This window comes from Pluralibacter sp. (genome assembly GCF_019237635.1).
Taxonomy (GTDB): Bacteria; Pseudomonadota; Gammaproteobacteria; order Enterobacterales; family Enterobacteriaceae; genus Enterobacter_B.
Map to the genome: position 1 here is coordinate 34,216 of NZ_JAFAGS010000180.1, position 12,653 is coordinate 46,868.

General features: G+C 47.4%; 22 protein-coding genes and 2 pseudogenes. 19 read left to right on the forward strand and 5 right to left on the reverse strand.

Going from position 1 to position 12,653, the window contains the following annotated elements; genetic code table 11:
• The first annotated feature begins 92 nt into the window (after positions 1–92).
• Complete coding sequence (locus JO226_RS21290; protein ID WP_296407148.1) at positions 93–494, forward strand: hypothetical protein; 402 nt, start codon at positions 93–95, stop codon at positions 492–494.
• 147 nt (positions 495–641) lie between these two features.
• Here the strand turns inward: JO226_RS21290 and JO226_RS21295 are convergent, their stop codons facing one another.
• Entirely contained in the window at positions 642–845 is a 204-nt protein-coding gene (locus tag JO226_RS21295) for a hypothetical protein (protein WP_296407150.1), read from the reverse strand.
• Between the two features lie 332 nt (positions 846–1,177).
• On the opposite strand from JO226_RS21295, the gene JO226_RS21300 reads away from it, so the two are divergent.
• The 18 genes and pseudogenes from JO226_RS21300 to JO226_RS21375 all read left to right on the forward strand — a co-directional run bounded on the left by JO226_RS21300 (position 1,178) and on the right by JO226_RS21375 (position 9,565).
• The gene (locus tag JO226_RS21300) at positions 1,178–1,462 is read left to right on the forward strand and encodes a hypothetical protein (protein ID WP_296407152.1); all 285 of its coding nucleotides are present in this window, start codon (positions 1,178–1,180) and stop codon (positions 1,460–1,462) included.
• A gap of 47 nt (positions 1,463–1,509) precedes the next feature.
• Positions 1,510–2,169, forward strand: coding sequence for a hypothetical protein (locus tag JO226_RS21305; protein ID WP_296407154.1), 660 nt, complete (start codon positions 1,510–1,512; stop codon positions 2,167–2,169).
• Between the two features lie 153 nt (positions 2,170–2,322).
• Positions 2,323–2,727, forward strand: a pseudogene (locus JO226_RS21310) (cell envelope biogenesis protein TolA); the annotation flags it as partial.
• A gap of 19 nt (positions 2,728–2,746) precedes the next feature.
• On the forward strand, positions 2,747–2,917 hold the full coding sequence (locus JO226_RS21315; RefSeq protein ID WP_296407157.1) for a hypothetical protein: 171 nt from the start codon (positions 2,747–2,749) through the stop codon (positions 2,915–2,917).
• Positions 2,918–3,001: 84 nt separating this feature from the next.
• Positions 3,002–3,310 carry a hypothetical protein gene (locus JO226_RS21320; protein ID WP_296407158.1) on the forward strand — a complete coding sequence of 103 codons (309 nt, stop codon included), beginning with the start codon at positions 3,002–3,004 and terminating at the stop codon, positions 3,308–3,310.
• On the forward strand, positions 3,307–4,128 hold the full coding sequence (locus JO226_RS21325; RefSeq protein WP_296407160.1) for a PD-(D/E)XK nuclease-like domain-containing protein: 822 nt from the start codon (positions 3,307–3,309) through the stop codon (positions 4,126–4,128). The genes JO226_RS21320 and JO226_RS21325 overlap by 4 nt, the downstream gene beginning before the upstream one ends.
• Entirely contained in the window at positions 4,128–4,697 is a 570-nt protein-coding gene (locus JO226_RS21330) for a hypothetical protein (protein WP_296407161.1), read from the forward strand. Before JO226_RS21325 ends, JO226_RS21330 begins: the two co-directional genes overlap by 1 nt.
• Before the next feature lie 314 nt (positions 4,698–5,011).
• A complete protein-coding gene (locus tag JO226_RS21335) occupies positions 5,012–5,296 on the forward strand; it encodes a DUF5405 family protein (RefSeq protein ID WP_021241235.1) in 285 nt (94 codons plus the stop codon).
• Positions 5,293–5,475, forward strand: a complete 183-nt coding sequence (locus tag JO226_RS21340) for a DUF2737 family protein (protein WP_296407166.1) — start codon at positions 5,293–5,295, stop codon at positions 5,473–5,475. Before JO226_RS21335 ends, JO226_RS21340 begins: the two co-directional genes overlap by 4 nt.
• A complete protein-coding gene (locus tag JO226_RS21345) occupies positions 5,472–5,978 on the forward strand; it encodes an HNH endonuclease (protein WP_296407168.1) in 507 nt (168 codons plus the stop codon). The genes JO226_RS21340 and JO226_RS21345 overlap by 4 nt, the downstream gene beginning before the upstream one ends.
• Positions 5,975–6,409 (forward strand): ead/Ea22-like family protein, encoded by a 435-nt coding sequence (locus JO226_RS21350; protein ID WP_296407169.1) that lies wholly within the window; start codon positions 5,975–5,977, stop codon positions 6,407–6,409. Before JO226_RS21345 ends, JO226_RS21350 begins: the two co-directional genes overlap by 4 nt.
• 3 nt (positions 6,410–6,412) lie before the next feature.
• Positions 6,413–6,793, forward strand: a complete 381-nt coding sequence (locus JO226_RS21355) for an HNH endonuclease signature motif containing protein (RefSeq protein WP_296407171.1) — start codon at positions 6,413–6,415, stop codon at positions 6,791–6,793.
• Positions 6,790–7,089, forward strand: coding sequence for a hypothetical protein (locus tag JO226_RS21360; RefSeq protein ID WP_296407173.1), 300 nt, complete (start codon positions 6,790–6,792; stop codon positions 7,087–7,089). The genes JO226_RS21355 and JO226_RS21360 overlap by 4 nt, the downstream gene beginning before the upstream one ends.
• A 1-nt stretch (position 7,090) precedes the next feature.
• A complete protein-coding gene (locus tag JO226_RS21365; protein ID WP_296407175.1) occupies positions 7,091–7,417 on the forward strand; it encodes a hypothetical protein in 327 nt (108 codons plus the stop codon).
• A gap of 26 nt (positions 7,418–7,443) precedes the next feature.
• Positions 7,444–7,608: pseudogene (locus JO226_RS23385) on the forward strand (DUF551 domain-containing protein); the annotation flags it as partial.
• A 283-nt stretch (positions 7,609–7,891) separates the two neighbouring features.
• Positions 7,892–8,212, forward strand: a complete 321-nt coding sequence (locus JO226_RS23390) for a helix-turn-helix domain-containing protein (protein ID WP_367273571.1) — start codon at positions 7,892–7,894, stop codon at positions 8,210–8,212.
• The gene (locus JO226_RS21370) at positions 8,095–9,138 is read left to right on the forward strand and encodes a tyrosine-type recombinase/integrase (protein ID WP_367273573.1); all 1,044 of its coding nucleotides are present in this window, start codon (positions 8,095–8,097) and stop codon (positions 9,136–9,138) included. Before JO226_RS23390 ends, JO226_RS21370 begins: the two co-directional genes overlap by 118 nt.
• Positions 9,139–9,424: 286 nt before the next feature.
• On the forward strand, positions 9,425–9,565 hold the full coding sequence (locus JO226_RS21375; protein ID WP_296407182.1) for a hypothetical protein: 141 nt from the start codon (positions 9,425–9,427) through the stop codon (positions 9,563–9,565).
• Here JO226_RS21375 and JO226_RS21380 read toward each other — a convergent pair.
• The 4 genes from JO226_RS21380 to JO226_RS21395 all read right to left on the reverse strand — a co-directional run.
• The gene (locus JO226_RS21380; RefSeq protein ID WP_296407185.1) at positions 9,559–9,984 is read right to left on the reverse strand and encodes a tail fiber assembly protein; all 426 of its coding nucleotides are present in this window, start codon (positions 9,982–9,984) and stop codon (positions 9,559–9,561) included. The genes JO226_RS21375 and JO226_RS21380 overlap by 7 nt on opposite strands.
• 2 nt (positions 9,985–9,986) lie before the next feature.
• On the reverse strand, positions 9,987–10,958 hold the full coding sequence (locus JO226_RS21385) for a phage tail protein (protein ID WP_296407189.1): 972 nt from the start codon (positions 10,956–10,958) through the stop codon (positions 9,987–9,989).
• A 2-nt stretch (positions 10,959–10,960) separates the two neighbouring features.
• Positions 10,961–11,599, reverse strand: a complete 639-nt coding sequence (locus JO226_RS21390; RefSeq protein ID WP_296407191.1) for a DUF2612 domain-containing protein — start codon at positions 11,597–11,599, stop codon at positions 10,961–10,963.
• A 13-nt stretch (positions 11,600–11,612) separates the two neighbouring features.
• On the reverse strand, positions 11,613–12,653 hold a 1,041-nt coding region (locus tag JO226_RS21395; protein ID WP_296407193.1), incomplete at its 5' end, for a baseplate J/gp47 family protein.

Here is a 12,653-nt window from a genome sequence, read left to right on the forward strand (position 1 = left end):
GACGAGACGTTTGGATAGGGCATACAACTGAGTTACCTGGCGGAGAGATAACCAATCGCGTAGCCAAAGAAGGGAAAAAGAGTCCAGGAATAATGCCAAAGGAAATCATTGAAGGTCATAAGTATATCCAACATTCTCTGCCCCTTATCGCTTTGGGATGGACGGTTATATCCTTCCTGCTTGGTCATTTTATGGGGCACAGAAGTGCCATAAAACGTGATAAGAGAAAGGAGTTCAATGAAATCGCCGAGCCGCTGTTGGAGTTTTATGAAGAGCTTTTGATCCAGCTACAGCATGAAGGCTATTTCAGCACTACTAAATTTCCGATTGAATTACTTGGTAAGATAGAACGAAGACTATCACCGAGAAATCAAAAGGAATTCAATAGTTTAGTGAAAGACATAATTGCCATGCAACACACAAAAAATGGCACTGATAGAGAATTGCTAATCAATAAGATTAAGCGCATGTGCAAAATCATTCACCTCCGTTAATACTGATCGCACATACAGTAAAAGTCAACCCGGCCACCGAGCCGGGTTTTTTGTGCCATTTCGCGGGATCCATTTTAGGCCTATTTTGCCTATAAAAACCACTTAAAACCCAGCAACGGCGCAGGTTCTACCGAGATCCATTTTTCCCTACTCTTTCGGCAAGCTCAGCACATCAATAGCCAGCTCTACAGCCAAGTCCACATCATCCTCCTGCCATAGAACCTGTATTTGCTCGATAATCGATGCTTTCGATATCTCAGCCTGTTCAACAAGTAGCTGCATAACAGCGATGCCAATCACCTGGGCTATCTGCGGATGCATCTCGGCAAAAAACCTTTCTTCGTAATCCATACCAATCCCTCGCTCATTTTTCACTCGTAGCAGTATCGCACGCTCGAGATAAAAAAATAAATATCTTTATCAATCAACACCATAATAGTTAAATCGATATTTTTATAGTTTTAGCTATTTACATAAAAAATAGCCAAGCCTATTATAAGTCCATCAGCAGGAAGCTGAACACGAACAAGGAACTGAGTTCGGGCTCTTTAAAAATTTAACCCTGTGAATACACAGGCCGAAGTGAGTGCTTCGGGGTGATGTGAAATGCAGCGTGAAAAAGCGCAACTGCGGAGATCAGCATCGCAGCACTTCACCACCAAAGCATTCACTGAGGAATACCCATGAACAGAAATCAACGCCGTATGGCTGCCTACAACGCCATGAAAGCAGCTCAGAAGTTAGAAGCTAAAGCCTACTGTAAAAAGATTGACCGTGCATTTTCACGGCTGTCGGAAGGCTGTAGTGAGCGCGTAACCAAAGCCATTTCGCTTGCCGGAACGCGTCAGAAGGAAGTTGAAGTATCAGCGGTTAAGAAGAATCGCGCCTACTACCGGGACGCTAACCCGCTCGGGAATAAAATCCACGCCGTTCAGCGCATGAAGCTGAGCAGTAAGCCACTTATCTAATCAGGTCGCAATGCGGCCTTTTTTATTACCCAATCAGGAATAACAACATGACCAAAGAGATTGTGACATACAAGGGTTTTGACAAAGAACTCAAGTGCCGTGATTTCCAGTTTGAAATAGGGAAGACTTTCAACCACGACGGAAAGGTAGAGGTTTGTGGTTCTGGTTTTCATGCCTGTGAATATCCATTTGATGTGTTTGGCTACTACCCGCCAGCAGATGGCCGATTTGCAGAAACTATCTCATTCGGTACAACTAACCGTGAAGAAGGTGGTGATACAAAAATCGCCAGCGCCAGTATCATGATTAAAGCTGAATTGAATCTTTCTCAGTTCATCCAGCGCGGTATTGAATGGATTTGGATTAAGATCGATAAGTCGTTAGAGCAGCAGATCATGACTGGCAACCAGTCAGCGGCAACCAACACTGGCGACCAGTCAGCAGCAACCAACACTGGCAACCGGTCAGCAGCAACCAACACTGGCGACCAGTCAGCGGCTGAAGTATCTGGATCACAATCAGTAGCTGCATCTTTCGGCATTGAAGGCAAGGCGCGAGCGTCTGAGGGTGGAGCGGTCGTGCTCTGCTATCGCGATGAAGATGGTGAGTTAATTCATATTCGCGCCAGTAAAGTCGGTGAAAACGGAATCAAACCAGACACCTGGTATCAGCTTAATGAAGATGGTGAATTCGTAGAGGCCGCATAGTCGGCCTTCTTTTGGCAGCAAGCCACAGAGGTGAATATGAAACATACACCAGGTCCATGGTATTGGGATTCTGAGGGGTTAGGTAGCAAGGATGTGTTGGTGTTCGGTAAAGGCTACCCGTTTGAAATGACCAGCACAGCAAACAAGAACCTGATAGCAGCAGCTAAGAAGCGCGAAGAAGACGCTATCGCAGCAAAAGCTCAAGCTGAGTTACTGGCTAAGCAGGAAAAAGAAAAGGCAGAGCGCGAAGCTAAAGAAGCACTTGAACGTGCAGAGCGAGAGAAGCAGGAAGCTATCGAAGCAGAGAGACGCAAAGCACAGGAAGAAGCTGACCGCATTCGTCGCGAAGGTGAAGCAAAAGAAGCCGCACGTCTTGCAGAAGAAAAACGTATCAAGGATGAAGAAGAGCGCCGCGCACAAGACAAAGCGCATCGCAAAGAAGTGAATAACAAAATCCTCGCTGACCTGCTTAAGGCAGGCGCTAGCGAAGAAGTAGCCAAGAGCATCATCACCGCAATCGTAAAAGGCGAAGTATTCGCCACTCGCATTACTTACTAATCAATTAAGGAACCCCACGATGACATTTGCTATCGCGGGCGGTGCCGTCGTGGCCCGCCCTTTCGACCCTATCTTATCCGTCCAGCATTCACGCCAGAACATAATCACCGGAGCAGACTTCAAGCAGCCTCGCGTTAAGAGCTTGCTGGAGCGTATCTGGGACTTACTGAAGCAGGAAGGCCAGCCGTGACAGGTGCTGAGCAGAGATGGAGTGACGAGGAATTATATCAGCTCCTTAAAGACGTATTTCCGGTTCCACGTGAGGAGAATAATCATGCACCTGACGATGACAGACAAAACAGAGATTAAGCAAATCATCGCCAATCTCAGCGGTGAAGACCACGCGAAGATAGACAAAATAGTTGAGCGCCTGTGCGCGAACATGCGGCCGGTGCTCAGCATGCTTGAGTCACACCGGCCAGATGATCATACGAAAGCTGCCGTTGAGTGGCTTGGCGAAGACGACTGCAACTATCAGGAATTCGCTGGCGAGGTTATGTGGGACATATTCAGACCGCGCGTAGAAGTTGAGTATGCGATCGGCATATTCCTGCGCCGTCATACATTTGGGGAAGCAGCATGAAACCTGGCGTCTATTACGGAATGTCGAACGAGGACTATCACGCTGACGAGGCAATAGGCTCTACGACAGTCAAAGCCATCAGTGTCAGTCCTGCAAATCACTTCTTCAACAAATTCACTGGTAGCAAATCAGCGCACATTGGAAGTGCTATTCACGCGGCGCTGCTTGAGCCTGACATTTATCAGCACGGATATATTCGCAGGCAAGATATTCAGGCCAGAAACACAAAAGAGTACAAGGAGTTGTCCTGTAAGGTTCCTCCTGAGTTTATCCTCATTGGAAATGAGGTCGGTACGGTACAGAGGATGTATGAATCGTCTCGCCTGAACGATGATTTTATGGACTACATGAACACCAAAGGATGCTCTGAGGTGTCTATGTTTGCTGAATGCCCAGAAACAGGCCTGATGCTTAAATGCCGCTTCGACCGGCTATCTGACACACTTCCCTACCCCCTCGACGTTAAAAGCTGTAGAGACGCTTCTGAGCGTGGATTCAGCAATGCATTCGGTCAGTACAAATACCACATTCAGGCAGCCTTCTACCTCTATGTTCTCAAGCTAGCTACCGGCATCGAATATAACCAGTTCGCCTTCTTCGCTATCGAGAACTCTCCACCATACCGCAACTGCATGTACTACATCGGCGAAGAATCGCTGGAGCTTGGATATCGAGAAATGTATGCAGCATTAGACAAGCTTGTTGCCTGCAAAGAAAACGACTCAATGAAGTACGAAGGAATTGTACTTCCATCCAACGAAATTAACGTTCCGGCCTATTTGCTGGATAACGAATACGATGATGAGGTAATTCTCTAATGGACCTTTCACGCACAATCATTCCAAAGTCAGACCAAATTAACTTTGAAGATGTTCAGACTCAAAGCATCACAGCAGTCATTAAATCAGTCCGAGCTGGTAATTCCGAACAGCCAGTATTTATCGACCTGGAAGGTTTCGATGGACGCCCATACAAGCCTTCTAAATCAATGCGTCGCGTGTTAATCGGCGGATGGGGTGCAGATGGTCATTCGTGGGTTGGGCGTTCTCTAACTCTGGTTGGTGACGCTTCTGTGCGATTCGGTGGCGTAGCTGTTGGCGGTATCAAGATTCATGCAATGAGTGACGTTGAGGCTGATTTCTCAATGATGCTTTCAGTGTCTCGCGGCAAGCGCCAGGAGCACCGGGTACGAAAGCTAGAAGTAAAGCCACAGGCAACACCGGAAACAGCTCTGAAGTGGTTCTCTGATAACGCATTAAGCATGGATGCTACAAAGCTTGATGTTGCATATAACCGCACGAAGAGCGTTATCGGCAGCAACAATGAGCTTCTCGCTCAACTCGATGAAATCCACAATCTGCGCAAGGCGGATTTAGCTAACTCCTGATTTAATCCAATGCGAAAACTAAACGTCACTCCTGAAGAAATGAAGGCGGTGTGCGGCCGTATGGTCGCGCCCCGCGCAGCTGACCATCTCGGACTTACGTTAGCCCAATTCTATTACCTAGCTCAGAAGTACTCGTTATCTACAGCCTGCACCAAGCAACTCTGGAGCCATCAAGACGAAGAGACGCTAGCCGTCCTCTACCGTCAGGGCTGCCTGCAAAAAGACATCGCCGAAACTATGGGCAGAGGTTACACGGCTGTCAGATCAAAGGTCGCACAGCTTCGTAAGCGTGAAATGAACATGAGGAAACCATCATGAAACTGAACATTGAAGTCGGCAGTAAATACGTAATCACCGGCACTAAGTTTGACCTGGTTCTTAACGAAAAACGCATCATCAAAGAAGGAAAGAATGCCGGACAGGAAACACTGGTTCGCCTGAGCTACTACAGCAAGTTTGACCACCTGGTGAAGGCGCTGTGTGAGCGTGAAATTTTGGAATCAGAAGCACAGACGCTAGCAGAACTGAAAACTCACATCGATGACCTGTCGATCGAACTGGCAGAAGGCGTTAACGATTTTCTGGAGCGTGCACAATGATCGGAAATTACTACGACCCATTCGTAACACCTCAAGAGCTTATCGCCGGCCACCGCTTCAAACCAATTAACGACATCCCACGCGAAGAAATGCTGAAGCGTGACTCATTCGGGAATACAGAACGTCTCAACAACAATCGATACCTGACAGCGTGGTTAAACCAGAGGGCGAAGAAATGACGCTAACTCAATCTCGCCTAAAGGAACTATTTCACTACAACAGCTATACGGGTGTCTTCACAAGGATAAAGTCGACATCTAGTAGGGCGATTAAAGGCGATATAGCTGGAACAACTAATTCACATGGATATCTGCGTTTTTGCGTGGACGGTGTTGTTTATCTTTCTCATAGGCTCGCATGGTTGTACGTATATGGAGAGTTTCCTGAAGGGATAATGGACCACATTAATGGTGACAGGAAAGACAACCGTATAGCCAATCTCCGCATTGTCTCTTTAAGACAAAACGCGCTTAACAGGAAGATACAGTCCACTAACACTTCCGGAATAAAGAGAGTTTCGTGGTGCAAGAAATCTAACAAATGGAAGGCCTCAATTATGTATGAAGGCAAGCACATCAACGTTGGCTCCTTTTCTGATAAGCAGGAAGCTGCTGAGGCAATTAAAAAGGCGCGTGCAGAGATACATGGAGAGTTTGCTAATGACGGAGGTAACGCCCAATGAGCAACATCGACAAACGCGCATTACGGGAAGCAGCCGAGAAGGCCAGTACAGATAACCATACCCAGGATGAATGGTTCCACTATCTGCGCTGCTCAACTCCAGCCACCGCGCTGGCGCTGCTGGATGAGCTGGAAGCTGTACAAAAGACTTCCGCTGCACGTCTTGGCGCGATAGACACTACGCACAAGATGTTTCAGCGAGAAAGAGCCAGGGCTGAGGCCGCAGAGAAGCTGATTGCTGAGCTGGAGGCGCGGGAAGTAACGCCGCCAAATGGTTACGTGATAGCCCCTGAGAAAGCCGATATCGCGATGATTAGAGCTGGAGGGCAAGCCGCCCGTAAGTATCTGGAAGAACACGGCGGAAATAGTCCGCAGGTAATCTATCAGGCCATGCTCGCCGCTGCTGGCATAACTGTAACCGTAGGAGAGTGATATATGGCACTCACCAAAAAACAGCGTACAGAGTTGCGCATGAAGTTTGACGGCCGCTGCGCGTATTGTGGTTGTGAGCTTGGCGAAAAATGGCATGCAGACCATGTTGAGCCGGTTTATCGAGTTGCTGGAGCTATGATGCATGCAGACCGTGACTGTGCTGAAAATCTGGTTCCAGCATGTCATCCATGCAACCTGCACAAGAGTTGCAGCAATCTTGAAAACTACCGGCGCATTATCGACGACGGTCGGCGTGAATTTCTCCGCTCGGGGAAAGGCAAGGCCCTGGTGCGTATGGGGCTGGTTGAGATGAAGAGCGACCCGGTGGTGTTTTGGTTCGAACAATATAACGTAGTAGCCCCGCAAGGGGCTAAAACAGAATGACTGAATTCACAAAAGAAAACCTAATCGAATGGGCGAAAGGACGTGAGGCTAACGCTGAATTTTACCCGCAATTTACCGTTAAGGATTTGGCGCTAGTCGAAATCGCACTGGCGGCATTAACAGCAGAGCCAGTAGCGTGGCGTTATCGTTACACACATTTGCCGCAGCAAGAACATCGCGGCAGTCTGTTTACTACAGATTGGAAACTCGTTGGTAGCCTGGAAGAGTGCAATCCGTCAGATTTCTGTGAGCGCCAGCCACTTTACCGCCTGCCGATGATTGAGGGGCTTAAATAAGATGACCAATAACAACCTAACGGACGGCGTGATTGACGCCTGGTTTAATGCCGCTAAAGCCGCGATTCATCACCCCGCAACCACGCGCACCGAGCACTCTCACGCCTTTGCAGCGTATATGTTAGCGCAAGAGGTGAGAGCATTGCGCGCAGAGCTTCAGCAGCGCCGTAAAGCTGATGAGCAGGAGCCGGTAGCGTGGATATGGAGATGGTCAGACGACGAAGATGGCTTTTGGCGGTACTCAGAAGAGATCAAAGAAACAAAAGGTAGTGTTACAGCAAAGCCGCTCTACGCCGCCCCCACAGCCAGCACCGGTAGTGCCAAATGACTGGATTTCGGTAAAGCGAACGAACACCTGATGTTGGAGGTGAGGTGCTCGTATATAGGCCACATGCCCCAGAAAGTGATGACCCTCTAATACGCACAGCCATATATTCTGGAAAAGGTCGTCATGGATTTAGTTGTTTTTGCACACCAACACACTGGATGCCCCTCCCTGACCCACCAAAATCGGAGTAATCATGTCTAAATTCAAACAAGGTGACATCGTCCGTCACAGGACTGGTCATGTCTGTGGCGTAGTGGGAAACGTTTTTGAAGTCGAAGGAAAAGCTACTGGATACTTAATCGAGTGGGATGACGGTACTTATTCCACTCATTCAGAAAAAGATATTGAGTGGTCTGCGATAAGCAGGCCGCAGGTTTATAGGAAATTAGCGTAACCATGGAATCACACAGCCTCACACTCGATGAGGCTTACTCCCTTCCCTTTCTGTTTTAAACCATAATCCGGAGATAGTCTATGCGAGAGTTGTTTACCGTCGCAGAGTTCGCATCAATCCTAAAAATCTCCCCCAGCACCATCTACCGAAATCCATCACGCTTTCACATGTTTAAGGTCGGCGGTGCGTGGCGTGCAAATGAAGAAAGCGTGGAAAAATTCTCTCAAACACCTAACAATGTCTTCCGGCTGGCTGTGGTCGGTAAGGGGGTAACCAAATGCCGATCTACAAACGAGGGAAAAACTACTGGATTGATATCTCGGCTCCAGACGGAACTCGAGTTAGACGCTCTACTGGCACCGAAGAGAAAGAGAAAGCTCAGCAGTACCACGACAAGATAAAGCACGAATTATGGGATGTGCATAAGCTGGATAAGAAGGAAGAACACCTTTTTGAGGAGATCGTGATTCTGGCGATGAAGGATGCAGAAGGACAGGCACTTTACGACACGAAAAAAGGATACGCACGCTACTGGCTATCAGTGTTCAAAGGAAGAAGTATTCTCTCCATTAAAGGAGACGAGATAGCCAGGAACATGCCAACACACTCACAGCACAAATCACGAAAACGTCTTGAGAACGGAACCATCAACCGCTACCGGGCGTTTATTGTTCGCGCCTTCTCTCTCGCTCTGAAGCATGGATGGATTGAAAACCGTCCATACATTCCTGAGCTGAGAGAACCAAAGGTTCGCGTGAAGTGGATGAGGAAGTGGCAGGCCAGAGAACTTATCGATGCGCTGGAAACGGATATCATGCGGCGCGTTGTTTCGTTTGCTCTTCTTACCGGGGCCCGTCGCGGTGAAATTCTGTCACTGACATGGGAAAACGTAGACATAGAAAACCGAAACGCCATCGTTACAGCGGAGAATGCCAAGTCTGGTCGGGCTAGAGCACTTCCGCTTAACGATGAGGCGATTCGAATACTAAGGGAAAGTGATATGTCTTGCGAGTACGTCTTCTCAGTTGATGGAGAAAGGTTGTCAGATATTGACAGAGTGGATTTTTTCAGGGCGACACAGAAGGCAAGAATCTCTGATTTTCGCTTTCACGACCTCCGACACACCTGGGCAAGTTGGCACGTACAAAACGGAACGCCTTTAATGATGCTGAAGGAAATGGGTGGATGGGAGACTCTGGAGATGGTCAAAAAATACGCTCACCTGAGTGCTGAACATTTGAACAGATTCGTAGGCTCTGTCACGTTTTTGACACAGGAAAACGAACTTGATGCCAGAAGGGGGTTAAGAAGCGTTGCATCACTTTGATGTAAAAGGGATTTTAATAAACAAGTGACTATTATTTGTTTTGGATGAATAGACTTTTACTCTTTTTACCGCGTAATTTTGACATACGCTAACATCAATCAAACCCGCACCACAAGCCAGCCAGCTTCATTTCTCTATGCAGATTTTTGCACCTTCCTGTCACTGTGTGTCAATTTTCTGGCACAAATCCGTCACACCTGAAAGATGGCACGCAAAGCCTTGCAACCCGATGCAAATCTTTGCGTGTCCAAATTTGTCTCAACATTAACTATTAAGGAGTCTTTGCGTGCTCTACTTCTACATCTTGCTTTGTGCTGCCTTGTTCTTTTTGCTTTCCGGGCTGGCTGTAGTTCTTACTCTTGCCTTCAGAATTTCTTCAAAAGAAAAGAGGAGGGATAGCCATCCTGATGCACAAAAAAATCAATGAGGCGGCACTGGAAAGATAATGTCGGGTGCTTTTGAGGTATCAACGCGCATCAGCAACACCCGGTATTTCTTCCATTCAGCCAGCGCGGCGGCTTCTTCCTCCGTGGCGATGCCCAACTCGACTGCATCCTGTAATGGGGCAATAATTGCAGTCGCTACTGCCAGGCGGTTCTGCCTTTCTGATTCCGCCATCGCCACAAGTGATTCTTTAGTGGGAGGCGGTACATCAGCCCACTCAGGTAAACCCCGACTGTTGGCTGTTCGGTACTTTCCTGCTGGGGCTAGCTCAATAAAGTACTCCTGAAATGTATCATCCGTAATCTCAATGAGATCACCGGGTAATGTTCCGGCTTCTTTATAAGACGCCATAAGCCCATCTGGGTATGCGATATTCTCGGACGGTGAATAAAAATAGGTCATGATTAATACCCTATAGCCAGCCAATGGACGGTAGGGGTATACCCCAAAATGCGGGAGGTGACAGAGACGCAGGCGTTTGTGCGTGAACCTGATTTTCCATCACTCCCTGCGCTCATATTCGAACGAACAAAAGTATTGTACTCGTTAGTTTGATCTTCAAAGGTAGAGCCAGCCAGCCCCATAAAATTCACCAGCGCCATGTTAGGAAAGGCAATGGTGTAAAGGGGTTTGGTGTAGTGGGTATACCATGTGATGCCGCCTATCGATTCGGCATTGTAGTTACCGACGGTCGTTAGTTGCCAAATGCCCCACTGGATAACGATACCTCCCGGTAAATACTGGATACCGTTTGAGCCTCTTGTTGACTGAAAAAACGACATGTCTGGTATCTGGTTCACGCCAGTCCCAACCCCTCGTTTCGCCGCTTCCCCTAAACCAAGGTATGTGAGAACGCTGGCGATGTCAGTTTTGCCGATAATATCGCGTCCAACCTGAGTGAGGTCGGTTTGTCCAGCGGTATCAGTTCCTGTGAAGTAAGGCAGTTTATTCGCACCGCCAGCAAGAGCTGCTATAGAGGTGATTTTAGAAAGATTTAACCAACCAGTAGCAGATACGTTTGGATTATTATTATTTGAATCAGAAGTACTAATATAAATAGTAGCTCCATCATCTCCAATAATGACGCTTCCTTTAGGGTATCCTCCAATTGCAACAGCAAACGAAGCGTCGTAAGCATTTAATGCGCCTGCACTGGACCATCTAGCCAGAGCGGATAGCTCATATAAAATCTGATTCATATCCTGCCCCTTTGGAGGCAAGCCACCTGCAGACTTTAAAGTCATTGTAATTGGTGGAAATCCGGATTCATATGATGCTGTATTGTCACCGGCTGGAGTTGTTGAACGGATTGGCTCCCTTGGCCCGTTAATGCCGAAGGGTTTTGGTTGCTTTGCTGGTGAATCAGTACGGTTCATAATTAGTCTCTGTAAAAGGTTCCGTCATTGAATGGATATGCGTCTGATGCAAATCCAAAGTAAGGGCTAACCACCTGCCTGATATTTACAAGAACCCCACTTGGAACTGGCGTTACTTCGCGATTGGTCAGGATTGATTCTTCATAAGGTGCTAGCTCAAACTCGAAGGTGATCCCCATCGTCATATCTCGGTAATTGTCGCAATATGCCTTTCCTCGCTGGTAGAAAAGCATCTTCAGGAATCTGTTTATTTCTGGAATGGTAGCAATACTAATGTTTGTGAATGCTTTGCACAGAATTAAAGTCCTGTAGGCATCATCTTCCAGCCGCACATTTGTTGTTTCTTGTACTCCACCAAAAAAAGGCGCGTCATTAAATGGGGTAGGATAGTCAGGGCTTGCATCGTCAGCCTCACTAAACCCAAAAGATGAACTTTCAATAGGCGCATCAACGTATCGGCTTACGCCAACAATTTTCCCCCACATGTCTAGCCCGTAGGTTTCGCATGTGGTTAGGTCCCAGACTTTATTAATAAAATCATCTGTAAAATCATCGAGACTTATGGCTTGATTAAATGTGTCGATTATTGAAAGTAACTTTTGGCTGGCGGAGTATTGCGTAAGGATAGTGTCCTTCCACATGGGTATTCTCCATTTAAACCAATGTAACGGTGATATCTGATGCCTGTATGGTTGGCACCTGATCTATGCCCATAGTGACAGATGGATTGTAAGTTGTTCCGTTAAGTGAAACCTGTAGCAACAATACTCCAACAGTGTCAGGGTTAATGGAAATGATAGGAGCGTAATATTTACCAGCGTTTATTGTTGAACCAATCCTTGCCTTACCAATGCCATCGTATTCGCCGTTAAACACTGAAATAATCATGTTCTTGACTTGGGTGCTGATATCACTTGGTGGATTTAGTGAGCTATCGATTTGCACCTTAAAATAAACTCTGGTTGGCGATGCTTTGAGCCACTGCATGTCATATGAAGGATATGGTGGCGGATAGTTAACGTTGTCATAAACAGTGTAATGCGTCGTTCCGTTAAGATTCGCGCCTGGGTTATATGTGCTGAAGATAGATTCAGCTACGTCGGCATCTGCTCCGCCATACACAGAGATGAATATTGAGTGAGCAAGAACGGGATAACTCGTGGTGCCTTTGTTTACCGTGGCCGCGGTGCGATTTGACCAGACATATGCATCCAGAACGCCGTTAGTAGCGAGCAGCGCAGACAAAACTGATGCATCCTGATTGCGACTGTTTCTTGCCACCGATTGCTGTCTGCGAGTCTCGAATGCAATGCGTGACTCTACATCAACACCAACAACGCCCGGGCTAGCATTTGTGATCGCATCCCATCCGGGCACAGCGCGATAAATTTGGTTTAATGAACCAGCAGCACATGGTATTGGGCCGGTTGTGTTATTCACAAACTGAACATCAATACTTCCTGACGCTGGTATGGTTGCGATATCGATAGACCGGTAGATATATCCATTGGTGTCAATGGCAGTGCTGCCAGAAGGGATGGTGGTTCCAACCTGCCCAATGCATGTCGCAGTAACAACCGTACCTTGTGCAGAAATGCGGTCCATGAAGTAGATACGACCAATGCCATCCTGGAATCGACCCGTTGCGTAATCAGGGTTTATCTGACTGAACAGGCAAAGCAGTTTGTCGTATTC